Origin of the sequence: Bradyrhizobium sp. HKCCYLS3077 (genome assembly GCF_051167555.1) — a bacterium.
Classification (GTDB): domain Bacteria; phylum Pseudomonadota; class Alphaproteobacteria; order Rhizobiales; family Xanthobacteraceae; genus Bradyrhizobium.
Genome location: NZ_JBNPTH010000004.1, coordinates 408,014 through 434,678, shown reverse-complemented (window position 1 = coordinate 434,678; position 26,665 = coordinate 408,014). Strand labels below are relative to the sequence as shown.

Annotated in this window: 25 protein-coding genes and 1 pseudogene; 18 read left to right on the top strand and 8 right to left on the bottom strand. The window is 64.9% G+C overall.

Annotated features, from left to right (window positions below):
- Positions 1 to 38 precede the first annotated feature (38 nt).
- The 3 genes from pcsA to ACQR0Z_RS18155 all read left to right on the top strand — a co-directional run bounded on the left by pcsA (position 39) and on the right by ACQR0Z_RS18155 (position 2,642).
- Positions 39 to 773 carry a phosphatidylcholine synthase gene (gene pcsA / locus ACQR0Z_RS18165; protein ID WP_434919559.1) on the top strand — a complete coding sequence of 245 codons (735 nt, stop codon included), beginning with the start codon at positions 39 to 41 and terminating at the stop codon, positions 771 to 773.
- A complete protein-coding gene (locus tag ACQR0Z_RS18160) occupies positions 770 to 1,498 on the top strand; it encodes a TerC family protein (protein ID WP_434860776.1) in 729 nt (242 codons plus the stop codon). The genes pcsA and ACQR0Z_RS18160 overlap by 4 nt, the downstream gene beginning before the upstream one ends.
- A 169-nt stretch (positions 1,499 to 1,667) precedes the next feature.
- The gene (locus ACQR0Z_RS18155) at positions 1,668 to 2,642 is read left to right on the top strand and encodes a quinone oxidoreductase family protein (RefSeq protein ID WP_434919558.1); all 975 of its coding nucleotides are present in this window, start codon (positions 1,668 to 1,670) and stop codon (positions 2,640 to 2,642) included.
- A gap of 21 nt (positions 2,643 to 2,663) precedes the next feature.
- Here the strand turns inward: ACQR0Z_RS18155 and ACQR0Z_RS18150 are convergent, their stop codons facing one another.
- Both ACQR0Z_RS18150 and ACQR0Z_RS18145 read right to left on the bottom strand, forming a co-directional pair.
- On the bottom strand, positions 2,664 to 3,416 hold the full coding sequence (locus tag ACQR0Z_RS18150) for a YkgJ family cysteine cluster protein (protein ID WP_434919557.1): 753 nt from the start codon (positions 3,414 to 3,416) through the stop codon (positions 2,664 to 2,666).
- Positions 3,417 to 3,540: 124 nt separating this feature from the next.
- Positions 3,541 to 3,822, bottom strand: a complete 282-nt coding sequence (locus ACQR0Z_RS18145; RefSeq protein ID WP_434860773.1) for a hypothetical protein — start codon at positions 3,820 to 3,822, stop codon at positions 3,541 to 3,543.
- A 251-nt stretch (positions 3,823 to 4,073) separates the two neighbouring features.
- On the opposite strand from ACQR0Z_RS18145, the gene ACQR0Z_RS18140 reads away from it, so the two are divergent.
- Positions 4,074 to 5,060 carry an LLM class flavin-dependent oxidoreductase gene (locus ACQR0Z_RS18140; RefSeq protein WP_434919556.1) on the top strand — a complete coding sequence of 329 codons (987 nt, stop codon included), beginning with the start codon at positions 4,074 to 4,076 and terminating at the stop codon, positions 5,058 to 5,060.
- A gap of 29 nt (positions 5,061 to 5,089) precedes the next feature.
- Here the strand turns inward: ACQR0Z_RS18140 and ACQR0Z_RS18135 are convergent, their stop codons facing one another.
- Both ACQR0Z_RS18135 and ACQR0Z_RS18130 read right to left on the bottom strand, forming a co-directional pair.
- The gene (locus tag ACQR0Z_RS18135; RefSeq protein ID WP_434919555.1) at positions 5,090 to 6,286 is read right to left on the bottom strand and encodes an acetylornithine transaminase; all 1,197 of its coding nucleotides are present in this window, start codon (positions 6,284 to 6,286) and stop codon (positions 5,090 to 5,092) included.
- Between the two features lie 348 nt (positions 6,287 to 6,634).
- A complete protein-coding gene (locus ACQR0Z_RS18130; protein WP_434860770.1) occupies positions 6,635 to 7,048 on the bottom strand; it encodes a hypothetical protein in 414 nt (137 codons plus the stop codon).
- Positions 7,049 to 7,202: 154 nt separating this feature from the next.
- Here ACQR0Z_RS18130 and ACQR0Z_RS18125 point away from each other — a divergent pair, with 154 nt between their 5' ends.
- The 9 genes and pseudogenes from ACQR0Z_RS18125 to ACQR0Z_RS18085 all read left to right on the top strand — a co-directional run bounded on the left by ACQR0Z_RS18125 (position 7,203) and on the right by ACQR0Z_RS18085 (position 16,771).
- Positions 7,203 to 8,081, top strand: a complete 879-nt coding sequence (locus ACQR0Z_RS18125; RefSeq protein WP_434919554.1) for a helix-turn-helix domain-containing protein — start codon at positions 7,203 to 7,205, stop codon at positions 8,079 to 8,081.
- Positions 8,082 to 8,251: 170 nt separating this feature from the next.
- The gene (locus ACQR0Z_RS18120) at positions 8,252 to 9,373 is read left to right on the top strand and encodes a DUF2336 domain-containing protein (protein WP_434919553.1); all 1,122 of its coding nucleotides are present in this window, start codon (positions 8,252 to 8,254) and stop codon (positions 9,371 to 9,373) included.
- A 187-nt stretch (positions 9,374 to 9,560) separates the two neighbouring features.
- Positions 9,561 to 10,730 carry a radical SAM protein gene (locus tag ACQR0Z_RS18115; RefSeq protein ID WP_434919552.1) on the top strand — a complete coding sequence of 390 codons (1,170 nt, stop codon included), beginning with the start codon at positions 9,561 to 9,563 and terminating at the stop codon, positions 10,728 to 10,730.
- Between the two features lie 40 nt (positions 10,731 to 10,770).
- Positions 10,771 to 11,694: a hypothetical protein gene (locus ACQR0Z_RS18110; RefSeq protein ID WP_434919551.1), complete on the top strand. Its 924-nt coding sequence runs from the start codon at positions 10,771 to 10,773 to the stop codon at positions 11,692 to 11,694.
- A 137-nt stretch (positions 11,695 to 11,831) separates the two neighbouring features.
- Positions 11,832 to 12,068 carry a hypothetical protein gene (locus tag ACQR0Z_RS18105; protein WP_434860765.1) on the top strand — a complete coding sequence of 79 codons (237 nt, stop codon included), beginning with the start codon at positions 11,832 to 11,834 and terminating at the stop codon, positions 12,066 to 12,068.
- A 128-nt stretch (positions 12,069 to 12,196) separates the two neighbouring features.
- Positions 12,197 to 12,670 (top strand): annotated as a pseudogene (locus ACQR0Z_RS18100) (radical SAM protein); the annotation flags it as partial.
- 355 nt (positions 12,671 to 13,025) lie between these two features.
- Positions 13,026 to 15,206, top strand: a complete 2,181-nt coding sequence (locus ACQR0Z_RS18095) for a RiPP maturation radical SAM C-methyltransferase (RefSeq protein WP_434919550.1) — start codon at positions 13,026 to 13,028, stop codon at positions 15,204 to 15,206.
- Between the two features lie 34 nt (positions 15,207 to 15,240).
- Entirely contained in the window at positions 15,241 to 16,089 is an 849-nt protein-coding gene (locus tag ACQR0Z_RS18090) for an aKG-HExxH-type peptide beta-hydroxylase (RefSeq protein ID WP_434919549.1), read from the top strand.
- Positions 16,090 to 16,153: 64 nt separating this feature from the next.
- Entirely contained in the window at positions 16,154 to 16,771 is a 618-nt protein-coding gene (locus tag ACQR0Z_RS18085; RefSeq protein ID WP_434919548.1) for a hypothetical protein, read from the top strand.
- Positions 16,772 to 16,780: 9 nt separating this feature from the next.
- Here the strand turns inward: ACQR0Z_RS18085 and rimO are convergent, their stop codons facing one another.
- Positions 16,781 to 18,106, bottom strand: a complete 1,326-nt coding sequence (gene rimO, locus ACQR0Z_RS18080; protein WP_434876009.1) for a 30S ribosomal protein S12 methylthiotransferase RimO — start codon at positions 18,104 to 18,106, stop codon at positions 16,781 to 16,783.
- A gap of 112 nt (positions 18,107 to 18,218) precedes the next feature.
- Between rimO and ACQR0Z_RS18075 the strand changes: the two genes are divergently transcribed.
- From ACQR0Z_RS18075 to ACQR0Z_RS18055, 5 genes are all read left to right on the top strand, one after another.
- A complete protein-coding gene (locus ACQR0Z_RS18075; protein WP_008965342.1) occupies positions 18,219 to 18,809 on the top strand; it encodes an ANTAR domain-containing response regulator in 591 nt (196 codons plus the stop codon).
- On the top strand, positions 18,806 to 19,960 hold the full coding sequence (locus ACQR0Z_RS18070; RefSeq protein WP_434919547.1) for a CmpA/NrtA family ABC transporter substrate-binding protein: 1,155 nt from the start codon (positions 18,806 to 18,808) through the stop codon (positions 19,958 to 19,960). Before ACQR0Z_RS18075 ends, ACQR0Z_RS18070 begins: the two co-directional genes overlap by 4 nt.
- 343 nt (positions 19,961 to 20,303) lie before the next feature.
- The gene (locus tag ACQR0Z_RS18065; protein ID WP_434919546.1) at positions 20,304 to 22,097 is read left to right on the top strand and encodes a NirA family protein; all 1,794 of its coding nucleotides are present in this window, start codon (positions 20,304 to 20,306) and stop codon (positions 22,095 to 22,097) included.
- A complete protein-coding gene (locus tag ACQR0Z_RS18060; protein ID WP_434919545.1) occupies positions 22,094 to 23,695 on the top strand; it encodes a sulfite reductase subunit alpha in 1,602 nt (533 codons plus the stop codon). Before ACQR0Z_RS18065 ends, ACQR0Z_RS18060 begins: the two co-directional genes overlap by 4 nt.
- 173 nt (positions 23,696 to 23,868) lie before the next feature.
- Positions 23,869 to 24,018: a hypothetical protein gene (locus ACQR0Z_RS18055; RefSeq protein ID WP_434860757.1), complete on the top strand. Its 150-nt coding sequence runs from the start codon at positions 23,869 to 23,871 to the stop codon at positions 24,016 to 24,018.
- A 14-nt stretch (positions 24,019 to 24,032) separates the two neighbouring features.
- Here the strand turns inward: ACQR0Z_RS18055 and ACQR0Z_RS18050 are convergent, their stop codons facing one another.
- The 3 genes from ACQR0Z_RS18050 to pxpB are packed head-to-tail and all read right to left on the bottom strand — an operon-like array spanning position 24,033 to position 26,606.
- Positions 24,033 to 24,806: a LamB/YcsF family protein gene (locus ACQR0Z_RS18050; protein WP_434919544.1), complete on the bottom strand. Its 774-nt coding sequence runs from the start codon at positions 24,804 to 24,806 to the stop codon at positions 24,033 to 24,035.
- 37 nt (positions 24,807 to 24,843) lie between these two features.
- Positions 24,844 to 25,878: a biotin-dependent carboxyltransferase family protein gene (locus tag ACQR0Z_RS18045; RefSeq protein WP_434919543.1), complete on the bottom strand. Its 1,035-nt coding sequence runs from the start codon at positions 25,876 to 25,878 to the stop codon at positions 24,844 to 24,846.
- Positions 25,875 to 26,606 carry a 5-oxoprolinase subunit PxpB gene (gene pxpB / locus ACQR0Z_RS18040; RefSeq protein WP_434919542.1) on the bottom strand — a complete coding sequence of 244 codons (732 nt, stop codon included), beginning with the start codon at positions 26,604 to 26,606 and terminating at the stop codon, positions 25,875 to 25,877. Before pxpB ends, ACQR0Z_RS18045 begins: the two co-directional genes overlap by 4 nt.
- Between the last annotated feature and the right edge of the window lie 59 nt (positions 26,607 to 26,665).

Sequence of the window (26,665 nt, the reverse complement as noted above, 5' to 3'; positions counted from 1 at the left end):
ATGCAATTCGCTCCGATTCCTGGTAGCACTGACGCAGCATGGATCAGTTGAAGCCCCACAGCGCTGCGAGCGCCACGCCGTTGCATCGGGCCGCCGCGTTATCGGTGCACGTCTTCACGGCGCTCGGCGCCGGCGTGGCGCTGCTCGCGATGTTGGAGGCTGTGCGCGAGCATTGGACCGCGATGTTCTGGTGGCTCGGCGTGGCGCTGATCATCGACGGCGTCGACGGTCCGCTGGCCCGCTGGCTCGATGTGGTGAATGTCCAGCCGGACTGGTCGGGCGACGTGCTCGATCTCGTGGTGGACTTCACCACCTATGTCTTCGTGCCGGCCTATGCGATCACGGCGAGCGGCATGCTGTTGCCGCTGGCGGCCCCGGTCATCGGGGTCGGCGTCGCCGTCAGCGGCGCGCTGTATTTCGCCGACCGCCGCATGAAGAGCGCCGACAATCATTTCCGCGGCTTTCCGGGTCTGTGGAACATCGCCGCGTTCTATTTGTTCCTGCTGCATCCGACGCCGCTGCTCGCCACGCTCGGTCTCGCGCTCCTCATCGCGCTGACCTTCGCGCCGTTCCACGTCATCCATCCCGTCCGCGTGCGCCGGCTGCGCTGGCTGACGCTGCCGCTGGTGGTGCTGTGGGGCGTGCTGGTGATCGATGCGTTGAGCAAGAATTTCGCCGCGGGTCCGATCGTCACGACGCTGTTGTGCGCGATCGGCCTCTATATCGTCGCGAGTGACTCCGCGATCCGTCTGTTGAGATCCTTGAAAGCATGATCGACCTTCTGACCAGTCCCGAAGCCTGGGCCGCGTTGCTCACGCTGACCGCGCTCGAAATCGTTCTCGGCATCGACAACGTCATCTTCCTGTCGGTGATCACCGCGCGCATCCCCGAGCCGCAGTCGACGCGCGCCCGCCAGATCGGGCTCGCGCTGGCGCTGATCTTCCGCATCATGCTGCTCAGCGTGCTGGTCTGGCTGATCGGGCTGACGCAGCCGGTGTTCACGATCGGCGGCCTCGGCTTTTCCTGGCGCGACATCATCCTGATCGCGGGCGGTCTGTTCCTGATCGCCAAGGCGACGCATGAGATCCACGCCGAGGTGGAGGCCCGCGAGGGCGATGGGCCGCATGCAGGCGACGGCCGCAGCAGCTTCTTCTGGGTGATCGTGCAGATCATCGTCATTGACCTCGTGTTCTCGCTGGACTCGATCATCACCGCGATCGGCATGGCCCAGGACTTGGAAATCATGATCGCCGCGGTCATCATCGCGGTCATCATCATGTACGTGTCCTCTGGACCCGTCTCACGCTTCGTGGCCAACCACCCGACCACCAAGATGCTGGCGCTTGCCTTCCTGGTGCTGATCGGCGTCGCGCTGGTCGCCGACGGCTTCGAGTTCCATATCCCGCGCGGCTACATCTACTTCGCCATCGCCTTCGCGCTCGCGGTGGAGGCCTTCAACGTGATGGCCTCGCGCAACCGCAGGAAGCGCGAGGCCTGACGACGGCCGAGTTGACAAGCCCGTCCTGATCGCCTTCGCTTTTCCGGCGGCCGCGAGCCGGCGCGTTCGACGCCGCCGGATGTTCGATGAGAATCAGGTAATTGTCCGAGGTTGCTGGACCGGATTGTCAGATCCGGCCATGCGAGGTTCTGCAAAGGAGGGTAGCCCGATGGCCAAGGCGGTGCGCGTGCACAAGGTGGGGGGCCCCGAGGCGCTCGTCTATGAGCCGGTCGAACTGGCCGCGCCCGGTCCCGGCGAGGTCCGCATCCGCCAGCATGCGATCGGCCTGAACTTCATCGACGTCTACTATCGCACCGGCCTGTACAAGGCGCCGGGCCTGCCGTTCGTCGCTGGCAACGAGGCGGCCGGCGAGGTAATCGCGGTCGGACCGGGCGTGACGCACTTCCATCCCGGCGACCGCGTCGCCTATTACGAGAACCTCGGCGGCTACGCCACCGAGCGCAACATCGGATGGCAACGCCTGGTCAAGCTGCCCGACCACATCACCTATGAGCAGGGCGCGGTGCTGATGCTCAAGGGACTGACGGTGTGGTACCTGCTGCACAAGACCTTCAAGGTCGAACCGCATCACCGCGTGCTGATTCACGCCGCCGCCGGCGGCATCGGCCTGCTGGCCTGCCAATGGGCCCGCGCGCTCGGCGCCCATGTCATCGGCACCGTCGGCTCCAAGGCCAAGGCGGATCTCGCGCTCGCCAATGGCTGCGATCACGTCATCCTCTACAACGAGGAGGACTTCGTCGCGCGGGTGAAGCAGATCAGCCGCGGCGAAGGCTGCGACGTCGTCTATGACGGCGTCGGCAAGTCGACCTTTCCGGGCTCGCTGTCCTGCCTCAAGCCGCGCGGCCTGTTCGTCAGCTTCGGCAATGCCTCCGGACCGGTGCCGCCGTTCTCGATCGCCGAGCTGAACAGCCATGGCTCGCTGTTCGCGACCCGGCCGAAGCTGAACGATTACATCGGCAAGCGCTCGGAGCTGCTGGAGGGCGCCGACACGCTGTTCTCGGCTGTGATCAGCGGCAAGCTGCACGTGCCGATCAATCACGCCTATGCGCTGAAGGATGCCGCGCGAGCCCACACTGACCTCGAGAGCCGCGCCACCACCGGCGCGTCGATCCTGAAGCCGTGACGGGCTGAACGCGATGTCGTCCTAAACGTCGTCGCGGACTGCAGCGTCCTGAGCGGAGGCCCGGCTCCACAGCACCGCGTTGCTAGGCGCGGCATATGGCGGGCCGATCCGCGCCGGCGCCAGGCTGTCCTGCCCGTTTCGCCACGCGGTCTCCCGATCGGGATCCGCGAGCGCCAAGGCGAGTCCCTGGTTCAGCTCGTAAAGGTCGGAGGCAAGTCCGGTACCGTCGAGCGCGGCCCTCAGCGCATCCTGCACCAGGCTGCGCAGCGCGACATGCGGGCCAGAGACCGGGACGTCGACATCGCGCCCGGCCATGGCTTGGGCGCAGGCGCGCCGGTCGAACGAGGCGTGGCCGCGGCAGGCCAGCGGGCGTACGGCATGGATGATGCAGCCGCCGCGCACGACGAACGGGCAGGGCTGGCGCAGCCGCATGCGCTCGGCTTCGTCCAATCCGCGTGTTGCGCGGTTGGCGAGCTTGACGCGGCGCGACAGCGAGCCGAGCGCCGTCCCCGGCATCCGCGCATCGATCTGGCGGATATAGCGCGCCAGCAGGAAGATCTCGGGCGCCGTCGCCGTCACGCGCAGCGCACAGCACGACGGGCAGCCCTTGGCACAGGCGAGCGCCGGCAGATGCGCCGTCTGGGCATCGATGTTGGCTTCGAACAGATCGAATGCGCGGTCGGCGAGCGCATCCGCCAGATGGGGCGATGCGTAGGTCGCGGCGACAATGCCGCTGAACACCTGCTGGATGTCCCTGAAGATCTCCTCGCTCATGCGCGTGCTCCGTCAGACATGACCATGGAACGCCAGCGACCGCGGCGCACCCGGCGCACCGCGGTCGACAGGACTGACGCAGAAGAGGACGCCAACTGCCTCAGCCGAACAGCATCGGCCGGACTCAGGCCGCGACATCCTTGAGGATCGCCTCGAAGCAGGGGCGGGGAATGCGGAAGAAGCCGCGGCCGCCGGCAAACGTTTGATAGTGCGGACGGGCCACGTCGAGCAGCCGCTCGTACCATTGGTTGGCGGTGAGGCCGGCGGGTTTCTCGCCGATCATGTTGATGTCGGAGTTCGGGAAGAAGCGGACGTGGATCAGGACTTCTTCGGTCGCGGCAGCGGGGGCGATGTGGCTGCGGATGTCCTCGACGGGCTGCACCCGCGCCAGATTGTCTCTCGCCATTCTTGCATCTCCTTCTGTTCCGACATCGTTGTCGGTGGAATGATCATCAGCTTGGTTCCGGCAAGCCTCGTTCCTGACGAGCTGATCACATCCCGTACGACGCTGTATCCATGCGGATACACCGTCATGCATCGGACCGCAGGTGTTTGGCCCCGCCAAGATCGGTTTTCAGGGGGCGCGCTGTCTTTGATTTAGGTCAACCGCGGACGGGTTCTGGAAATTCGTGCGCGATGCCGGTACAGCTTGGCATCATGACGTCCCATCTTCGCATCGGCATCTTCTGCCCCTACGACAATCACGGTCTCAGTCATGCCGCGGCCATTCAGGCCGAGACCGATCTGGTGCTCAAGGCCGAGGCCCTCGGCTTCGACGAGGCCTGGATTTCCGAGCATCATTTCGATGCCGGCAGCTCGAGCCCTTCGCTATTCGCGCTGCTCGGCTATCTCGCCGCTCGCACGACCCGCATTCGCCTGGGCACCGCTGCCGTGCTGCTGCCGTTTAGGCCGCCGGTCGAGGTCGCCGAGGATATCGCAACGATCGACATCCTGAGCGGTGGCCGCCTCGACTTCGGCGTCGCGCGCGGCGGACCGTTTCCCGAGCAGAACCGGAATTTCGGCATATCACCGGACGAGACCCGGCCGCGCATGCTCGAGGCGCTGCACCTGATCCAGCAGCTTCTGGCCGAGAAGGAAGTGTCCCATCACGGCCGCTACTTCCACGTCGATCGCCTGCGGCTCACGCCGCGGCCGCTGCAAGATCCCGTTCCGACCTGGATCGCGTCGGCCAGCGAGGCTGCGCTCGATGATGCCGCGGCGCATGGCCACGGCCTGATGGCCGGCCTCACCTCGACACTCGATGACGTCAGGCAGATGCTGCGCAGCTACCGGGAGCGCAATGCGGCCGCCGATCCGCGGCTGGTGGTCTCGCGCTTCTATTGCAGCGCGCCGACACGCGACGAGGCGATTGCCGAAGCCGCGCCGTTCCTGCAGCAGTTCTTCGATCGCCGGCGGCAATTGTCCGCGGGCCTCGGCGCCCTGGTGCCGCCGACGAATATCGAAGGCTTCCTCGCGCGTTCGCTGATCGGCAGCCATGACGAGGTCCGGGCCAAGCTCGCCGACCTCGCCGTAGCCGGACCACGCAGTGTGCTGCTGGTCCCGACCAGCACGGAAGCCGCTCGGCGTTGTGACCTGCTCGAAACGTTCCGGGCCCACATCGTGGAAGGCCGGCCGAGCGACTGATCCCCAGGCCGGCCTTTGCGTTCGAGCCTTCAGGCCACGCAGCGCGCGGCGCCGGCCTTGGTCAGAATGCCATCCAGCACCTCGATCATCCCCGTGATCTCGTCACGGGTAACGTTCAGCGCCGGCATGAAGCGCAGCGTGTCAGGACGCGGTGCGTTCAGCAGCAGACCAAGCTCGAAGGCATGCGCGACCAGCGAGGGCGCGATCGGCCTGACGACATCGAGCGCCAGCAACAGGCCGCGGCCGCGGACGTCACCGAGGCCATGCCGCGCCGAGATGCGCTGCAGTTCGCTTTCGAGATAGAGGCCGTTGTCGGCGACAGACTTGAGAAACTCCGGTTTCTCGATCACGTCCAGGACGGCGAGACCCGCGGCACACATCAGGGGATTGCCGTTGAAGGTGCCGCCCTGGTCGCCATGCTCGAAGCACGACGCTTCGTTGGTCGCGAGCAGGGCGGCCAGCGGGACGCCGCCGCCGATGCCCTTGCCCAACGTCATGACGTCCGGAAGGACGTCGGCATGCTCATAGCCAAACAGCTTTCCGGTCCGGCCCATGCCGGTCTGGATCTCGTCGACGATCAGCAGCAGGCCGTGCCTTGTCGTCAGCGTCTGCAACTGCTGCAGAAACTTCGGGGTTGCCGGCCACACGCCCGCTTCGCCCTGGATCGGCTCCAGCATGATCGCGACGGTCTTGTCGGAGATCAGCGCCTCCACCGACGCGATGTCGTCGAGCCGCGCCTTGGGAAAACCCGGCACCTTCGGCTCGAACAACGGCTCGAACGCCTTCTTGCCGGACGCCGACATCGTCGCCAGCGTGCGGCCATGGAAGCCGCCCTCGAAGGTGATGATCTCATAGGCGCCATTCTTGTGTCGCGTACCGTATCTGCGCGCCAGCTTGATGGCGCCCTCGTTGGCCTCCGCACCGGAGTTGGTGAAGAACACCTGGTCGAAGCAGGAGCGCTCGGTGAGCGCCTTTGCCAATTGCAGGCTCGTATCGTTGTAATAGGCCGGGCTCGGCGTGATCAGCCGCGCCGCCTGGTCGGCGAGCGCCTTGGCAAGCTCGGGCGGCGCATGGCCGAGCGCGTTCACCGCCCAGCCCTGAATGAAGTCGAGATAGCGCTTGCCGCTGTCGTCCCACAGCCAGGAGCCCTTGCCCTGCACGAAGACGGTGCGCGGACGCGCCGTGATCTCCATCAGAGCGTCATACGGATGCGGGGCGGTCAGCATGTGCAGTCTCCTATGTCAGGGGGAAAACGACGGGCCAAAAGCGAGAAGGCCGCTCCTTGCGGGAGCGGCCTTCTCGAAAACCTTGATGCTGATGAGTTTGACTGATCAGCAACGTCTTCGGACACGGCGCGCCCCGGCATCGTCACGGCGGTGACGACGGCAAACGGCGGCGCGGCGGTTGGTCCGGTTGAAGATCATGCGGCGGGCCATACAGGCAAAGCGGGACGAGTGTCAAGAGGAGGGGACGCCGCCTGCGGCAAGCATGTGCCGCGCGCGGCTGCGGCTTGAGGGCTCCGACAGAGGAGGATAGGGCCACCCCATGTCATTGGGAGCGGGCGGTCTGGACGCCTAGATCAGCCGGTTGCCGGTCTTCAGCAGCCGGAGGAAGTAGACGATGAACAGGGCGCAGAAGATCATGTCCCCGACGACCACGATCAGGGCATGCGCGTTGGCGAGCCCGGCGAGATAGAATTTCAGCATCTGGATGGCGAAGCCGACCTTGCCGATGCCACCGACAATGGCGATGCCCGTGTGCCGCAGCGGATCGAACGCCACGATGAGATAGCCGAAGAAGTAGGTGAAGGTCGTCCCGGCGGAGCCCTGAAACACCGACAACAGGACGGGATCATCCGCGCTGCGGCCAAACAGGCGGAGGAACGTTTCGCCCGTGTTGAAATAGCCGAGCACGCCGCCACACAAATTCCAGATCGCGGCCGCGACAAACATGGCGCGGAAAAGTCGGAGCTCGCTGGTCGTCATCATTTTCACCTCTCGGGATGCGGCACTGGCGCCGTTGTCGCGCAAGGGTTCCGAGGCGTATAGAACCGAAGCGACATGGTTCGGCTGTTTCGCATCTTCACCGCCGTCCAGAGGCAGGGCTGACCTTGATCATTGCATCGTCCCTCGGGACAACCGCATGAAGCAGGATACGTCACTCAACGAGGGCTGCGTGCTGCTGCTGCCGCGTCCGTCGCTGGCGGGCTGCATCTTCTGCGCGACGGTGTACGACACGCGCCACCTGACACTTCGCGCGGACGAGCGCGCCAACTACTTTCCGGCGAATCCCTATTGCGGAATCAATCTGTTCTTCGAAGGCCGCAGCCTGCTCTTCGATGGTCTGGAGATGGAGCACGGTCGTGCCGCGCCGACGCCGTTGCCGCCCGCCGTGTTCAGCGGACCGCAGGGGCAGCCGCGCGTGAGCCTCGATCAGGGGCCCGTCCACGTTCTTTGGATCGGCCTCTATCCCGATGCACTCCAGGCGATGGGCGGGCCACAGCCGGCGGCCTATTTCGACAAGAGCGTGGACTTGGCCGCGGCCTTGGCGCCGCCCCTGGAGGGCCTGTTCATCGATGCGTTGAAGCTCGGCAGCGCGGCGGCCGCGTTCGAGCAGATCCAGAATGCCCTCGATCCGATGTGGCAGGCCGGACGCCCGCAGGCCACGCTGGCCTCGAGACGCATCACGGATTGGACGCGCCATCTCGCGATGCGTGCCGCGACGACCGGAGCGGGACGCAGCATCCGACAGGCCGAGCGGCGGTTCAAGACCTGGTCGGGCCAGACGCAACGTGAGCTGGCCACCCTCGCGCGCAGCGAGGAGATCTTTCGCCAGATGATGACGCGCATTGGCATTGAGCACGAGGATTGGGCGCGTCTGGCCTACGACGCCGGTTACGCGGATCAATCCCACCTCGTACGGCAAACGAAGCAGGCGACCGGATTCAGCCCGGCGGATCTCCGCAGGCGGATCCGAACCGAACGTCCTTTCTGGGTCTACCGCCTGATGGGCGATCTGTGATGCGGCGTCACGGAGGGCGGCTTGTGGCCTCGTCTCTCGGGGAGGCCGCCGCCGACGCGCTCCCGTCCGTCGTCCCGGCACAGAACTCTTTCGTTCAAATTTTACCAAAAGTTTAGCGGCAACATTTACCGTGCGAGCGAGCTTGAAATTGCAAGCGCTCAGGACGAGCGATGTCGAATCCCCATCTCACCATCGCCGACGAGGTTCAGGCGGCGATTGCCGCCGGCTCGGCCGAACGCTGCTCCGGCGTCGCCGAGCGGGTCGCATCCCTGTTCATTGCGTCGGCCAACAGCCTGGATGTCGAGCAATATGCCCTGTTCGCCGATGTCTTCGAGCGTCTCGTCAATACGATCGAGTTGCGCGCGCTGGCTGATGTCGGCGCCCGGATCGCGCTCGCGGAACTGAGCGCCCAGCTGGCGCCTGTCCCGCAGACGCCGGTGGCGGTCATCCGGCGTCTGGCCAATCACGATGACATCGCCGTGGCCGGACCGGTGCTGTCGGAATCGCCGCGGCTCAGCACCGAGGATCTCATCGACATCGCCAATACGAGGGGTGAGCAGCACCTGATCGCGGTCGCCGGTCGCTGGTGGCTGCAAGAGGTGGTGACCGACGCGCTGCTGGTCCGTCGTTTCCCGAGCGTCAGTCGCAAGCTGATGAAAAATCCAGGCGCCCGGATTTCCGCGGCGGGCTTTTCGATCATCCTGTCTCAGGCGCTCGGCGATCCCGAATTGGCCATTGCGACCGGCATTCGCGCCGATCTGCCGTCGCCGTTGCGCCGCACGCTGCTGCAAGGCGCGACCGAGGCGGTGAAGGCGAGGCTGTTGGCCTCGGCGCCGCCGCATCTCTACGAGGAAATCCGCAGCGCGATTGCAGCCGCAACGGCGGACGCCGAGCGGGGCATGTCACGGGGGCGCGACTTCGGCGGCGCCAAGGCCTCGGTTGCGCAACTGAAGCAGACCGGTAAGCTCAACGAGGCCATGCTGCTCGATTTCGCCCGCCAGCGCCGCTACGCGGAGACCACCGCGGCCATCGCGGAGCTCGCGAAATGCAATATCGAGCTGGTGAGGCCGTTGATGCAGAGCCTGCGCAGCGACGGCATTCTCGTGCCCTGCAAGGTCGCGGGCCTGAGCTGGAGCACGGTGGCCGCGATCCTCGACAGTCGCTTCGTGTCGGGCGCGACCAAGCCTGAGGAACTGATCAAGCTCCAGACCAAATACCTCGAACTGAAGCAGGATGAGGCGCTTCGCCTGCTGAATCTCTGGTCGCTCCGAGCCACAGGCTCTTCGCACTGAGCAGGGCTTGAGGCTGGAGCTCTGGGCCGCGGAAGGCGCTGCAGCGTTTGCTGCAGTGCACTAAGCCGTTCCTGCCGCTTCAGTCCATCGATGCGCCAACAGCTTTCTAAATCACAGGTTGTATTGTAGTCTGGATCACCTGCGGGAGCTGCGCCTGTCAGAAATGACTCCCGCCGAGGAGATCCGCATGGGTGTCGAGCTTCGTCCGCTGGGCGTGACCTGCAACATCATGTGTCAGTATTGCTACCAGAATCCGATCCGCGACAGCGGAAGCCTTCGTCAGCGCTACGACATGGATGCAATGCTCGCCGCGCTCGCCGAGGACGATGAGCCGTTCACACTGTTCGGTGGAGAGCCGCTGCTCATGCCCCTACCGGATCTCGAAAGGCTTTGGGCGTTCGGATTGGCGCGCTTCGGCCGAAACCGGGTCCAGACCAACGGCACGCTCATCTCCGAGCGCCATATGGACCTGTTCGCCACCTATGCGGTTCATGTCGGCATTTCGATCGATGGTCCGGAGGCACTGAATGACGCGCGCTGGGCGGGGTCCATCGACAGGACACGGGAGCAAACCAGGAATGTCGACCGCGCGATTGCCGGTCTGTGCGAGCGGGGTCTGCATCCCAGCCTGATCATCACGATGCATCGGGGCAACGGTCTGCCGCAGCATTGGCCCTTGATGGACGACTGGCTGTTGCAGATGCAGGCAAGGGGCGTGGAAAAAGTCCGGTTGCATGCGCTCGAGGTCGATTCCGACGCCGTGCAGTCACATTGGGCCATGACCGATGCCGAGACGATCGCGGCCTTTCAGCACTTCTATCATTTCGAGCGCGAGCAGCTCACCTCGATGCATTTCGACATCTTCGATGAGATGCGGGCACTGCTGCGCGGGATGGACGACCAGACCGGCTGTGTCTGGCACGGCTGCGATCCGTATACGACCGGCGCGGTGCACGGCATCGAGGGATTTGGTGAACGCAGCAATTGCGGCCGTACCAACAAGCGCGGCATCGACTTCATCAAATCCGACGATCCGGGTCACGAACGCAGCATCGCCTTGTGGTTCACGCCGCAGGCGGCCGGCGGCTGCCGCGACTGCCGCTTCTTCGCGATGTGCAAGGGCCAGTGTCCGGGCACTTCGATCGACGGCGACTGGCGCAATCGCAGCGCGCAATGCGCGCTATGGACCGCGCTGTTCGTGCAGATCGAGGAGGAGCTGCTTGCCGCCGGAGAGACGCCATTGTCCCGGGATCCCCGCCGAGCCGAGATCGAGCACAAGCTGATCCAATCAATGATCGACGACCGGCGAGTCCCGCTGCTGACGGACATCGTTAACGATCTCGACGGGCGCATGTAGGCGTTGAACGCAACGAGGTCGACAACAAGGAAGCTGGTGCATGTCCGAGCGCGCTCCAATCCGGCCTCCACGACGGCGCCCGTTCGTTCGAATCGGCTGGGTTTCGGAAGCCGCGAGACGAGCGTGGGAGCCGCGCTTCGAACTGATCAGGACCGAATGGAGAGTGTTGCGCTGGCATGCGGTGGCCGCCGGCTTGAACAGGGCCGCGATGGGCACGCTGAGCCCCGAAGCGATCGACGAGATGGCGCTCGCGGTCGAACGCATGGGGCTCGTGATGGTGCCCGTCCGGCTGGCGGTCGAGACAGCTCCGAACGTATCGTCCTCGCAGCGGCGGCCGGGACTGCCTATCGAAGTCACCGTCGCCGTTGTTCGCGGCAGCGACAGGGATGAGTTCGAAGCGGACTGGCAGCGCGACCCCGAGCGCACATTGCTGGACTGGGCAGGGTGCCCCCATTGCTGTGCCGAAGCGACGCGTCGCCGCGAACGACGAAAGCTGGATCCGGTCTGGGCGAGTGCGATGCTGACGCGAACCAAAGCGCCATCACGCCATCGGCGGATCGAGCTGCCGTCGCGGCCAGAGACCAACATCCTCTGGCGGTCCGTCGGTCTCGGCATTGTCCCGCATTGGCCTTGCAGGCTCGACTGCCAGGCAAGCTCCGCGTTGGCAACGGACATGCTTGCACTCGGTCGCGCTCACTGCGCACAGGCGACGGAGTGGCTGCTCGATGCTCTGACCTGGCCGGTCGAATGGTCGATGATGCACGGCATCGCCGAACTGCACACTCCGGTGTGCAGGGTTACGACATCGACATCCGACAGCAACGCTCGACGTGAAATACGCTATCACGGCGTGACCTGGCCCGATGAAGGCGCGAGCAGCTTGCGCTTTCCATATCGGGCGCCGTCGCGCGAACGCTGGACGGGATCGAAGAGTTTTCGCGGCGGAATGATCCCGACCGAATAGACAGCCTTGCTTCCTCATTGCGCGCGAAGATACAATCTCCGCGAGTTGTGATGTGTTTTGTGCCGCAATGGTGTATATGGTTCGGGTTGCGTTGATTGACCACTTTCATTCCCAAGAGCGATTATCAGGAGACTCAGATGTCATACATGGACAAGAAGATTCAAATCACTGCGGACCTTGCCAAGGTGAAAGCGGCGGCAGCCCAGCTGAAGAGCCAGGCCAACGCCGCGGACGAACTCCAGAAGGATCCGCAAGGCTATCTCGCCCAGGTCGGCATCGAAATCGACTCCAACACGGCCGATCTCATCAAGGACCGTCTGTCCGGCCAGAAGGCGACCGCCGCTCCTGCCTCGGTCATTCACATCGACGTCTGACTGCTGCGCGATTCTGCAGGACAATCGTCCGGCCGGACAATGCCCATTGTCCGGCCGGAACGAGCCGCAGGTCCAATCCGCGCCGGCGTCGTGCCGGAATCACTCATGGCTTCCGGGAGCAGCTGGACATGCATGTGCGTGACCGGGCGACGAGACCGACTGAGCTTGTATTGAACGTGAGCTACAGATGTCCGCTGAAGTGCAGCCATTGCTGCTTCTCGTCGGACATGAGCCATGTCGACGTTCTGCCGCAGGACATCATGCTCGCTGCGATCGATGACGCCGCCGTCGCCCACCAGATGACGCGGATCAATCTGGTCGGCGGCGATCCATTCCTTCAGCCCGAGCTGATCCGCGCGGCGGCAACACGCGCCAAGTCGCTCGGCCTTTCCGCTTCAGCGACCACGAGCGCGTACTGGGCGACGTCGCAAGCGAAAGCGGATCGCATTCTGAGTCCCCTGGTCGACGCGGGACTCGAGCGGATCATCATATCGTTCGACGACATGCATGCCGAATTCCTCGACGGTCGGAATATCGTCCACGCCTACCGAGCCGCCCGTTCCCTCGGATTGGACGTGCTGATTGCCGTGGTGACAGCCCCGGACAGTACGATCGACCGACAGCGGATTTTCGATCTTCTCGGCGTCGAGCCCCATGAGGATCCGCGGCTGTCGGTCTATGAGACGGCCATCAATTCCACCGGACGTGCCGTCAACGATGTCAGCGCGCCCGACCTTGAGGCGAGGCGGCATTCCTCCCGGGTCTATCGCGGACCCTGTCCTTCAGTCCTCCGGCACTTCTCCGTGGCGCCGAGCGGTAGTGTGCTGCCATGTTGCGGCGTGCTGCCGTTTCATGCCGCAATGAGCGTAGGTGATCTGAACGAGACGTCGATGTCCGCTGCAATATCCCGCGCCTATGTGGACCCGGTGTGGAAGTGGATCGCCTTCGAAGGTCCGGTTGCTCTGCTCTGCGAGATCACCGCAGAAACCGATCGCCCCTTCAAGGCGGACGACTTCGACGGCATCTGCAGCGCGTGCGACCAGCTTTTTTCAAGCCCCGAGCTCCTACGGCTGCTCGATCGTCATCTGCCGCGGAAGTTGCCCGCCTTGGCGCTTCTCGAGCACGTCTTCGAGGCCGTGGGCGCGTTTCATTCGGTTCCTCCGGCGTCGTCCGACGTGTCTGTCGGAGTCTGAGATTCAAGTTTTGAGAGCCATTGCCATGACCATCTCGGTTGCGCTGGTTGCAGCGCCGTTTCTAGCCCTGACGAGGCCCGCGCTCGGGATCAGCACGCTCCAGGCGGCGCTCGAGACCCGTGGAGTGGGCGCACGGCAGTATTATCTCGGCTTCGCGTTTGCCGAGTTGATCGGTGCCGAGACGTTTCAGTTCATTGCAGAGCAGGTTCAGACCAGCCTGCTGATCGGTGAATGGGTCTTCGCAGGAACCTTTGACAACCAGCCCGATCCGATCGCCGAAGCGCGGCACCGGCAGCGCATGGAGGTCGCTTGCGGTCCGCATTGGGCTGACGTCGTCGCGGCGCGTGATGCCGCTGAAACGTTCGTCGACCAGTCGGCTCGCCGTCTGATTGCAGACGGCGCCCGCATCATCGGCTTCTCGTCGACATTCCAGCAGAACTGCGCATCGCTCGGAATCGCTCATCGTATCAAGCAGCTCGCGCCGGACAGGATCATATGCTTCGGCGGCGCCAACTGCGAGGGCCCGATGGGGGAGGCGCTCCTCGATCGCTTCTCGCAAATCGACTACGTGTTTCGTGGCGAGTCGGACCGGACCTTTCCAGCGTTCGTCGAGCGTTTCCTCGCAGGCACGCTGCCCTACAGCGAAAGCACCGACGTTCTGGGCCGCGTCGGCACGACGGGGAGGTTGGTCGAGCCCCCGCTGGAGGATCTGGATGAACTTCCCGTTCCCGATTTCAGTGACTATTTCGGAGAGCTGAGGACGGCGTCGTTCTTCAGGGAGCTGCTTCCCGCTCTGCCGTTCGAGAGCTCGCGCGGCTGCTGGTGGGGCATGAAGCACCATTGCACCTTCTGCGGCCTCAACGGCGCGACAATGGCGTTTCGGACCAAGTCGGCCGAGCGCGTGCTGGCGGAGCTGGCGACCCTCTCGGTACGCTGGGGCATCAAGCGTTTCGAGGCGACGGACAACATTCTCAACCTGAAGCATGTCGACGCCGTGTTCGGTCAGCTTGCCAAGACCGCGCCGTCGTCCTACCGGATTCTCTACGAGATCAAGTCGAACATGCGTCCCGAGCAGTTGCGTACGCTTGCGCGCGGCGGCGTGACGTGGGTTCAGCCCGGCATCGAGCATCTCGATAACGATGTCCTGCGCCTGATGGACAAGGGCGTGACCGGGTTGCAGAACGTGCGTGTTCTGCGGAGCTGTGCGGAAATCGGACTACGGCCGATCTGGAACGTGCTGTGCGGATTCCCCGGAGAACGGCCAGCAGCCTACGCCAAGATTGCAGGATGGCTCGCACTGCTGGAGCATCTGCAACCGCCGACCGGGCATTGCCGGATCCGGCTCGACCGCTTCAGTCCCTATTTCGACCGTGCGGCCGAGCTCGGCTTCGAGAATGTCGCTCCCGCGCTGGCTTACCGGTCGGTCTATGGCCAGCCGGACGATGTGCTGAAGCGGCTGGCCTACTTCTTCGACGGTACGGCGGCCAACACGGCGTCGGATGAGGATCTTGCGCCGCTCGGGGCCGCGATCAAGCGCTGGCGCGCCGCTCATGTCGATGGCACCGCCATGCCGATGCTGGCGATCGTCGGGCTCGGCCCATTTTCGGTCCTCAAGGACACGCGCCGGATCGCGACGGAAACCTGGCGCATCATCGATCCGATCGAGATGGCCGTGCTGGATGCATTTCGAGAACCGGTGCGCATCGACACCACCTTGAGACGGCTGGTCGACCCGCAGACGCCCGCGGCAGAGGTGGAGCAGCGCTACGCCGATCTGGTCGCCAGCGGATGTATCCTGGAAGATGCGGACTGTGCGCTGACTTTGGTCACGAGTACTGATTCCCTCGTCATCGACGACGAATGCCGGAGGGATTTTCCAGGCGGCTGGCTTCGCCCGATTGCCGGAAGCGGCTCCGGCGCGTCGTTCAATCAGATTCAATTCTGAACGAGGAGCCGCCACGAAGATGCGGGGGACCACGATGATCGATTGGTCGAGGGCGGCGGCGCCGCAGGATGATCTGTACGATGCCTTGCTGGCCTGTCATCTTGCCAGCACGACCACCAACGCGCACCGGCCGGAGCCGTTCGTGCATAGGGTCGCCGGCAACGCGCCGCATATCTTCGATGGCGCCGTTGCGGTTCGCTACGTCCAGGCAACCGCGCCCGGCGCGCCGGTCTTCAGCAATGGCCCGCTGGAGCATGCCAACATCCATGCCGCCGTCGATTACGTGAGGCGCTGGCCCGTCGCCTTCGAGCAGATGCGCATGCTGATCGACACGTTCCATCCGCTGGCTCGCCCGGATGTCGCCGAGAGCGAATATCGTGAGGGTTATGGATCCTACAGCGGTTCGACCGACGACCGGCTGGGCACGCTGTTCGCCACCGTCTTCGATCCGATCGGCCTGGCCCAGGCGTTCGTCCATGAGATGGGACACAACAAGCTTCGCGCCCTCGGCGTCAATCTCGAATCGGCCGATCGCCTGATCCTCAATCCGCCGGACGAATTGTACGTCAGCCCCGTCATCAAGGATCGTTTGCGACCGATGACGGCGGTGCTGCATGCGGAATACTCGTTCGCCTACATCACTGCGCTCGACATCGTGCTGATCGAGACCGAGCCCGAGGGGGAGCGGCGCCAGCTGTTGTTTCGGCTGCTGGCACGCAATCTCGCACGCATCGACGAAGGCATCGAGGAAATCAGACGACACATTCGTGTCGATCCTCAGGGCGAGGCGTTCGTCGCCGGTCTTTATGCCTGGATCGAGGAGTTGATCGGACGAGGCCGGCATTTGCTCGAGGCCAGGACTATTCCGGCGGACGTCCACTGACCGGCGTCTGGCCGCGATCGTCTCGGTTTGCTCTTTGTCCTCTTACGATTCGCCGGAGGCTTCGTTGGAATGGTCGACATGGCGAGCGCTGATGTCCGGCGAGCGGCCTGCGCCAGCTTGGCTTGCAGCCGACAACGGGTTCACGTCGGTGCTCGGAATGAGAGAGGCTCACGCGCGCATCGCAGCCGCTGTAAGGCTGGTCACGAATGGGCAACGCTACAACGTCATCGATCTCGGATGCGGGAACGGCGCCCTGCTGGCCGCAATCTGTGAGGGAATTCCTGCTCTGCAGCCGTTTGGCATCGAACGAGATCCCCAAAAGCTCGTACATGCACAGGCATTGTTCGGTCCGGCCGTTGCGCGCTGGCTGAGCTGCGACATGTTCTCTGACGTGCTGCCCGACTTGTTCTCTGACTCGTTGTCTGACTTGGCGCGGTTCGAGACAGCGGCCGAGCGGAGCGTTGCCTTGATCATGCCCGGCCGGTTGCTCGAGGCGCGTGCAGAGAGGGCCGCTGTCCTTCGCCTTTGGCTTCGCGACCACGCGGACATCATCCTCTGCTACGCCTATCCGGATTGGATGGCGCGTTGTGGCGGTCTCGACGAACTCGGCAGACAGGCGGGATTTGCTGCGTTGCAGAGCATCAGAGACGACCCGACGATCGCGGTCGGCCGCCTTGCCTGAGTGAGGTCGCTAGAACCCGGCCACCGAGCCGTGCAGGTCGTATTCGTCGGCGCGCTCGATCTTTGCGGTGACGATCTCACCGACCCGCAGCGGCCGCCGGCTGGAGACGTAGACGGCGCCGTCGATCTCCGGCGCGTCCGCCTTGGAGCGCCCCTTGGCCACGGTCGGGCCGACCTCATCGATGATGACCTGCTGGCGCGTGCCGACCTTGCGCTTGAGGCGGCGCGCCGAGATTTTCTGCTGGCGCGCCATCAGCGCGTTCCAGCGTTCCTGCTTGATCTCGTCCGGCACCTGGCCGGGCAGGGCATTGGAGGTCGCGCCGGCCACCGGCTCATATTTGAAGCAGCCGAGCCGGTCGATTTCCGCCTCATCCAGCCAGTCCAGCAGGTAGGCGAAATCCTCGTCGGTCTCGCCGGGAAAGCCGACGATGAAGGTCGAACGTAGCGCCAGATCCGGGCATACCGCCCGCCAGCCCTTGATGCGGTCGAGCGTCTTGTCCTGCGCCGCCGGCCGCCGCATCGCCTTCAGCACGTTCGGGCTGGCGTGCTGGAACGGGATGTCGAGGTAAGGCAGCACCTTGCCCTCGGCCATGAGACCGATCACCTCGTCGACGTGCGGGTAGGGGTAGACATAGTGCAACCGGACCCAGGCGCCGAGTTCGCCGAGCTCGCGGGCGAGATCGAGGAAGCGGGCGCGGACGCTGCGGTCCTTCCAGGGGCTTTCGGCGTATTTGATGTCCAGCCCGTAGGCGGACGTATCCTGGGAAATGACCAGCAGCTCCTTGACGCCTGCCGCAACCAGACGTTCGGCCTCGCGCAGCACATCGGCCGCCGGCCGCGACACCAGATCGCCACGCAGCTTCGGGATGATGCAAAAGCTGCACCTGTTATTGCAGCCTTCGGAAATCTTCAGATAGGCGTAGTGCCGGGGCGTCAGCTTGATGCCCTGGGGGGGAACGAGATCCAGATGCGGATTGTGCACCGGCGGCGAAGCGCGATGAACGGCGTCCAGGACGCTTTCGTATTGCTGCGGACCGCTGATCGACAGCACGCCCGGATAGGCCTGCTCGATCTGTTCCGGTTCGGCGCCCATGCAGCCGGTGACGATCACCTTGCCGTTCTCGGCCATCGCCGAGCCGATCGCCGACAGCGATTCCTGCTTGGCGCTGTCGAGGAAGCCGCAGGTGTTGACGATGACGAGGTCGGCGCCGTCGTGCTTGCGGGCGAGTTCGTAGCCCTCGGCGCGCAGCCGCGTGATGATGCGCTCGGAATCAACCAGCGCCTTGGGGCACCCGAGCGAAACAAAGCTGATCTTGGGTGCGGAACCCTGCTGCATCTTGGAACTGCCTGATGGGATACGCGTCAGCTAGTCCGAATTACTCAGAAAGACAAGGCTTTGAGCCGGTCGCGTCCATGCTATGGATGGTGGCCGGACACCCTGGTGAACGATGAGCGCCGAGCAATCCCCGAAAATCGTGATCGTTGACGAGAGCCCGATCCGCGCCGCCATCCTGGAGGAGGGCCTGCGCGAGGCGGGATTTACCGGCGTGGTGCATGTCAGCGAGATGCAGGGCCTGCTGGCGCGGATCTATGCCCTGGACCCGGATGTGATCGTCATCGACCTGGAGAACCCGAGCCGCGACGTGCTGGAGCAGATGTTCCAGGTGAGCAGGGCGGTCCGGCGGCCGATCGCGATGTTCGTCGACCAGAGCGATGCCGCCTCGATCCAGGCCTCGGTGGAGGCGGGCGTATCGGCCTATATCGTCGACGGCCTGAAGAAGGAGCGGATCAAGCCGATCCTCGACCTCTGCATCTCTCGCTTCAATGCCTTCTCCAAGCTGCAGGACGAGCTGGAGCGCACCAAGTCGGCGCTCGAGGATCGCAAGGTGATCGACCGCGCCAAGGGCATCCTGATGAAGATGAAGGGCTTCACCGAAGAGGAAGCCTACGTTCTGTTGCGCTCCACGGCGATGCGCGAGAAGAAGAAGATCGGCGAGATCGCGCAGTCGATCCTCACCGCCTCGGAGATGCTGAAATGACCGGCTCGCTTCGCATTGGCTTCATTCCGCTGGTCGATGCCGCCGCGCTGATCGTCGCCGTCGACAAGGGCTTCACGGCCGCCGAGGGGCTCGACGTCACGCTGGTGCGCGAGGTCTCCTGGTCCAACGTGCGCGACAAGCTCAATATCGGCCTGTTCGATGCCGCGCATCTGCTGGCGCCGGTCGCGATCGCCTCCAGCCTCGGTATTGGCCATGTGAAGGTGCCGATCGTCGCCCCCTTCAATCTCGGCGTAAACGGCAACGCGATCACCGTGACGCCGGCGCTGCATGCCGAGCTGATGGCGCATCTCGACGGCGATCGGTTCGATCCGATGGCGACCGCGCTGGCGCTGGCGCGTGTGGTCGCTGCGCGCCGCAAGGCCGGCGCCGAGCCGCTGACCTTCGGCATGACCTTTCCGTTCTCGACCCACAACTACCAGCTCCGGTTCTGGATGGCCGCCGGCGGCGTCGATCCCGACGAGGACGTCCGGCTGGTGGTGCTGCCGCCGCCCTATATGGTCGAGAGCATCGCCAATGGTCACGTCGACGCCTTCTGCGTCGGTGCGCCCTGGAATTCGATCGCGGTCGATCTCGGCATCGGCCACATCCTGCACTTCGTCTCGGACGTGCTGGTACGCGCGGCCGAGAAGGTGCTGGCCGTCAGGCAGAGCTGGGCAGACAAGAACCCGGATGCATTGGCCGCCCTGGTCCGGGCCTGCGCCTGCGCCGCTGATTTCATCGAACAGAACCATGAGGATGCGGCGCGGATCCTGGCCCAGCCCGAGCGGATCGGTGTCGATGCCGAGGTGATCAAGCGCACGCTCGACGGCCGGCTGAAGATTTCGCCGGACGGCACCTTCCGCGAAAGCCCGCGCTACCTGCTGGTCGGCCGCGAGGGCGCTGCGCGACCGGAGAAGATCCAGGCCGCCTGGCTGTACGCCCAGATGGTCCGCTGGGGGCAGACGCCGCTCAGCAGCGACGCTTTGAGCACCGCGATGGGCGTGTTCCGGCCTGACATCTACGACGCCGCACTCGGCACGCAGGGGAAGGCCCAGGATGCCGCGATCGGCGCCTTCGCGGGGCCGCCCTTCGCGGCCGACGATGTCCCAGGCCATCTAAAAGCCTTCAAGATCGGCCGCTGGACGGCCTGATCACTCGTCGGAACAGAAATCAGGCAAATGGCTTCGCCGATCAAAATTTGGGCGAAGTGCTCGCATTTGAGGGCTTGAGGCGCCGATCGCGGGGTCGGCGATTCGAGCAGCCCTCTGATTTCACTCGTATTTCCTAGGCTTCGCGGCTGGCACGCAACTTGAATATTGCAGTGCAGTCAGCCGCCGCAGATGCCGCTGGCTGCAATCCGTGTCGGATTTCCGCAGCAACGAAGCTGGTCGGATCGCTCTCCTGAAAGATGCCAACGCTGGCGGTTCGGGCGACGTGATCCTCATCCCATCCCCGAACGCCAATCGCCTGGCTGCTGGAGCTTCGTCCGCCATCATGAAAATCGAGCCGTTGTCTGTCGACTTCAACGACGAGCAGAAGCGCTATCTCGAGGGCTTGGCCGCCGGCCTCAAGGTGACCCTCGCCGGCCGTAACCCGGCGACCACGACGGCAGCCGCAACCGAGCCGGCAGGTCCCGACGCCATCCACATCAAGGCACAGGACAAGGTCCTCGCGTCGGGCCGCAAGCTCGCCGACCAGGAGAAGGTCAAGCGCGAGCTGCATCCGTTCGATGCCTATGAGCGCCTGAAGCAGCAGACCCGCAGCAATGCCGCGCCGTCCGCGGCCGACAATTTCCGCTGGCGCTATTTCGGCCTGTTCCACGTCGCGCCGGCGCAGGATTCCTACATGTGCCGGCTGCGCATCCCGAACGGCATCATGAAGCATTGGCAGCTCGCAGGGCTCGCCGATCTCGCTGATCATCTGTGCGGCCCCTACAGCCACGTCACGACCCGCGCCAATCTGCAGCTGCGCGAGATCCCGCCCAAGCACGCGGTGATGCTGCTCGAAGGACTCTCGGATCTCGGCTTCACCGCGCGCGGCTCGGGCGCCGACAACATCCGCAACGTCACGGGCACGCCGACCGCAGGCATCGACCCGCAGGAGCTCCTGGACACGCGTCCCTATGCGCGCGAGTGGCACTTCCACATCCTCAATGATCGCTCGCTGTACGGCCTGCCGCGCAAATTCAACGTCGCCTTTGACGGCGCCGGCCGCATCGCCGCGCTCGAAGACACCAACGACATCGCGTTCTCCGCGGTCGAGGTGAAGGACGGTTTCGGCGTCGCACCAGGCGTGTGGTTCAGGCTCGGCCTCGGCGGCATCACCGGGCACAAGGATTTCGCCAAGCCGACCGGCATCATCGTCGAGCCGGAACGCGCGACCGAAGTCGCCGATGCCATCGTGCGGCTGTTCATCGAGACCGGCGACCGCACCAATCGCCTGAAGGCGCGGCTCAAATACGTGCTCGACAGCATGGGCCACGACAAGTTCATGGAGGCTGTCGAGGCGAAGCTCGGCCGCAGGCTCGCGCGCGTGCCGGACGAAGCGCTCGCACCGCGTCCCGAGCCGGACCGCATGGCGCATATCGGTGTCCACCCGCAGAAGCAGCCCGGACTGAACTGGATTGGCGTCGTGCTGCCGCTCGGCAAGCTGACCACCGATCAGATGCGGGCGCTCGCCAAGATCTCGGCCGATCTCGGTGACGGCGAGATCAGGCTGACGGTGTGGCAGAACCTGCTGATCCCCGGCGTCCGCGACGAGAACGTGGCTCTGGCCTGCGCCGCGATCGCGCAGATCGGACTCGCGACGACAGCCTCGCATATTCGCGCCGGACTGATCGCCTGCACCGGCAACGCCGGCTGCAAATTCGCGGCGGCCAACACCAAGAAGCATGCGGCGGAGATCGGCGACTGGTGCGAGAGCAGGGTGGAGATGGACACTCCGCTGAACATCCATCTCACCGGCTGTCATCACTCCTGCGCCCAGCACTACATTAGCGACATCGGCATGATCGCGGCCAAGGTGCCGGTCGGCGATGGCGACGACACCGTCGAGGGCTATCATCTGTTCGCGGGCGGCGGCTTCGGCTCGCAGGCCGATATCGGCCGCGAGGTGTATCGCGATCTCAAGGCCGTGGACGCGCCTGCAACGATCGAGAAGCTGCTCAAGGCCTATCTCGTCCATCGCGCTTCTCCTGACGAGACATTCCTCTCGTTCGCCCGCCGCCATGATGGCGAAGCCTTGCGCCAGCTCGCTGAGGCGCAGAACTCGTCCGAGGTGTCAGCATGAACCAGATCACGCCCATGCCGAAGATCGAAATCATTCCGGCAAGCGCGCCGTTCTCCGAAGCGCAGCGCTCCTGGCTCAACGGCTTCCTCGCCGGCGCGCTCGGCCTGGACAGCTCGACGCCGCTCTCGCCGGCGCAGAACGGCGCCGTGCTCGCACCGGGCGATGGTGACGACGGCGAGGCGCCGTGGCACGACCAGACCATGCCGATCGCCGATCGCATGAAGCTGGCCGAGGGCCGCCCGTTGCGGCGGCGGATGATGGCGGCGATGGCGCAGCAAGATTGCGGCCAGTGCGGCTACAACTGCAGCGACTATTCGGATGCGATCGCGGATCGCAGCGAGGCGCGCCTCAATCTGTGCGTCCCCGGCGGCAAGGAAACCGCGCGGATGCTGAAGGCGCTGTATGAGGAGATCGACAAGGCGCCGGCGACCGCCAAGCCGGCCGCCGCGGCAACGCCCGCCACCGTCTCCGTCGTTGTCAGCGAGCCGGGCCGCTCGCGCGACAATCCGGTCGAGGCGACGTTCCTGTCGCGGCGCCTGCTCAACAAGCCGGGCTCGGAGAAAGAGACGTGGCACATCGAGTTCGATCTCGCCGAGGCCGGGCTCGACTATGTCGTCGGCGATTCCTTCGGCATCTTCGCCAAAAACGATCTCGGCCTCGTCGACCAGATCATCGCGCTGCTCGGTGCCTCGCACATGACCGAGGTGAACGGCAAGCCGCTGCGGCAGTGCCTGCTCGAGGACGTCTCGCTCTCTCCCGCGCCGGACTCTCTGTTCGAGCTGATCTCCTTCATCACCGGCGGCGCGACGCGCGAGAAGGCGCGCCAGCTGGCGCAGGGAGAGGATCCCGATGGCGATGCGGCGACGCTCGACGTCATGGCGGTGCTGCAGAAGTTCTCCGTCGTCCGGCCGCATCCCGAAGCCTTCGTCGAAGCGCTGGAGTCGTTGCAGCCGCGGCTGTATTCGATTTCCTCGTCGCACAACGCGACGCCGGGAAAACTCTCGCTGACCGTTGACTGCGTCCGCTATGTCATCGGCAAGCGCAAGCGGCTCGGCCTCGCCTCGACCTTCCTCGCCGAGCGTATCAATCCCGGCGACAAGCTCCGCGTCTACGTGCAGAAGGCGCATGGCTTCGCGCTGCCGGCCGACCCGAAGACGCCGATCATCATGGTCGGCCCGGGCACCGGCATCGCGCCGTTCCGCGCCTTCCTGCATGATCGCAGAGCGACGGGCGCGCCGGGCAAGAACTGGCTGTTCTTCGGCCACCAGCGCAGCGACTGTGACTTCTTCTACGCCGACGAACTCAACGCAATGAAGACCGCCGGGCTGCTGACGCGATTGTCGCTGGCGTGGTCGCGCGACGGCGACAAGAAGTTCTACGTCCAGGACCGGATGCGCGAGGTCGGCCGCGAGGTCTGGACCTGGCTCACTGAGGGCGCGCATCTCTACATCTGCGGCGATGCCAAGCGCATGGCCAAGGACGTCGAGCGCGCGCTTGTCGATATCGTCGCCCAGTTCGGCGCCCGCTCGACTGACGAGGCTGTCAGCTTCGTGGCGGATCTCAAGAAGAAGGGGCGGTTCCAGCTCGACGTTTATTAACGAGCCGGAACCGCTGGAACCCAGCGGATAAAATTCTCGGCCGGAACTCTGGCCGAGAATGTTTTGGTTCCCTGCGGACCCAAAACAGGGGGCTTGTCGTTATTTGCCCGGTTGCCTTGCGCCCGATCCCGAGAACGCTTTTCTCTCGTGGTCGGAACTTCAGGAGACCGGCCATGCAGACGATCACGACGACCCTGCGCCAGACGCCCCAGGTCCGCGCGATGCGCGAGCGGGGCACGACCGCAGCTCTTGTGGCGCTCTACGGCGCGCTGGCGCTCATCGCGGCGATCACCTTCGGAACGCCCTTCACCCATCCCTTCTGATCAAACTCCTTCGTTCACGGCGCCGTCTTGAACGGCGCCACCTTGATGCCGGCCGCGTCGAGCGCCTTGCGCACCTCGCGGGCGATCTCGACGGCGCCAGCAGTGTCACCGTGAATGCAGACGGTGTCGGTGCGCATCTTCATCACCTTGCCCGTCACCGAGACGACGGCACCGTCCTGCACCATGCGCACGACACGATCGGCAATCTCTCTGGGATCGTGCAACACCGCGCCGGGCTTGCTGCGAGAGACGAGCAAGCCGTTATCGTCGTAGGCGCGGTCGGCGAACACCTCATGCGCCATCGACAGGTTCGCTTTCTCTCCCGCCGTCACCAGCTTCGAGTTGGCGAGCACGACGAAGATCAGGCTCGGATCGACCGCCTTGATCGCCTTGGCGACCGCGTTGGCCGTCATGTCATCCTCGCAGGCGACGTTGGACAGCGCGCCATGCGCCTTCACATGCGTGACCTTGTGGCCGCCCGCGGTCGCGATCGCCTGCAGCGCGCCGATCTGATAGGCGACCAGGTTCTCGATCTCCGATGATTTCAGGCCCGGCACCGGGCGCCGGCCAAAACCATGCAGATCGCGATAACCCGGATGCGCGCCGACGCTGACGCCCTTGGCCTTCGCCATCTCGACCGTCCTGCGCATAATGTCGGCATCGCCGGCGTGAAAGCCGCAGGCGACGTTGACCGAGGTCGCGAGCTCGATCATCGCGGCGTCATTGCCCATCTCCCACGGGCCAAAGCTTTCTCCGAGGTCGCAGTTCAAATCGACGGTGCTGGTCATGTGATGGGTCCGCTCGTTGATGAGATGGCGATTCCATTTAGTCGGGTGCCGCTCCGGGCCAGGTGCCGACATCGGTCGCGCTGACGGCATGCCCGGCCACGTTCGCCGTGAGCAGGGCATCCACGTTGAACTCGCTGCTCACGAGCTCTGTGACGCGACCAGGCAGGCTGCGCAGCAGATCCTTGTAGCGGCGCAGCTCCGCCTGCGCCTCGGCCATGCTGACGGCCTTGAAGCGAAACGGCGTGCCGGCCGGCGTCTGCGCCAGACGAGCATAGTCAGCGGTGATGACGGTCGCGATCTTCGGGTAACCGCCGCTGGTGCCGCGGTCCGACATCAGAACGATCGGCGAGCCGTTGCCGGGAACCTGGATGCTGCCCTCGACGGTGCCGTCGGAGACGATGTTGTGGCCGTGCAGATGGCGGATCACGGGGCCCTCGAGCCGATAGCCCATGCGGTCACTGGTCGCGGACACTTTCCAGTCGCTGTCGAGGAACAGCGCCTTCATCTCGTCGCTGAACTCGTCGTCCTGCGGACCCATCACCACGCGGATCGCGCCGCTCGTCTTCGGCAGCTCGATCTGCATCTCCGGCGCCTGGCTCGCCGGTGTGACCTCGAACTCATCGCCCGACTGCAGCGGGCGCGGGTAGGGGCTGCCCAATCCCGCACGTGCATTGACCGAGAGGCTGTTGAACATCGGCTCGCCGGCAATGCCGCCCGCTATCGCGAGATAGCTGAACGAACCGCCGCGAGCGAAGCCGAGCGTGAGCTTCTCGCCCTCATTCAGCGTCACCGACGTATTCATCTCGACTGGGCGCTTGGCAACGTCAGCAGGGCGCGGCGCGCCGGACAGCGCCACGCGCACCGGGCCGCCCTTTGCGGTGAACGTCGCACCGAACGGACCGATCTCGATCGCCGCTGCCATGAGGTCATTGCCGACGAGGCTGTTTGCCGCCGCGAGCGAGAGCTTGTCCATCGCTCCCGACGGTGTCAGCCCATAGCGCTGCGCGCCAAAGCGTCCGCCATCCTGGACCGAGCTCGCCGGACTGATCTGCGCGACGACGAGCGTGCTCATGCGGCGATCCGTTCGGCGATGAACTCGCCGCCCTCGGCGGCGCGCTCCTGCTCGGCAAAGGTCTTCTCATCCACGGCGGCGAAGCGGACCTCATCGCCGGGCTCGAGCAGGAAGGTCGGCTCGCGATGCAGCTGGAACGTCCGTATCGCCGTGCGGCCGATCAGGTGCCAGCCGCAGGGGCCGGCGAGGCATTGGATGCCGGTCTGGATGCCGCCGATCGCAACGATGCCGGCGGGCGTCGCGATCCGCGGATTTTGCCGGCGCGGCATCTGCAGCGCGGGATCGAGTCCCGAGAGATAGGACCAGCCCGGCGTGAAGCCGATCATCGCGACGCGATAGGTGCCGGCGACATGCCTGGCGATGACGTCGTCTTGCGTCAGGTTCAGCGCCTTGGCGACATCCTCGAGATCGATGCCGTTCTCGCCGCCATAGCACACGGGCACACGCCAGCGCCTGATGTCGGTCTCCGGCGCAAGCGAGCCGGCCGACAGCGCCAGCAGCCTAGCGCCGAGCGTGTCGTGGTCGATCACGCCGGGATCGTAATGCACCAGCAGCGAGCGATAGGTCGGCACCGTCTCGGTGATACCTGCGATTCCAGCCGCCGCCAGCGCATGATCGAGCGCGAGCACGCGGCGGTTGGCGGTCTCGTCGATGGTCCGGCTGAACTCGACGGTGACGGCGCTGTCGCCACTGGGGAGCAGGCGAGGGGGTGGAAAAGGATCGGCCATGAGTCCGCAATGATCCGCGTTCGTGATCCCTGATCTAGCTCGTTTCATTTGCGAGTGGA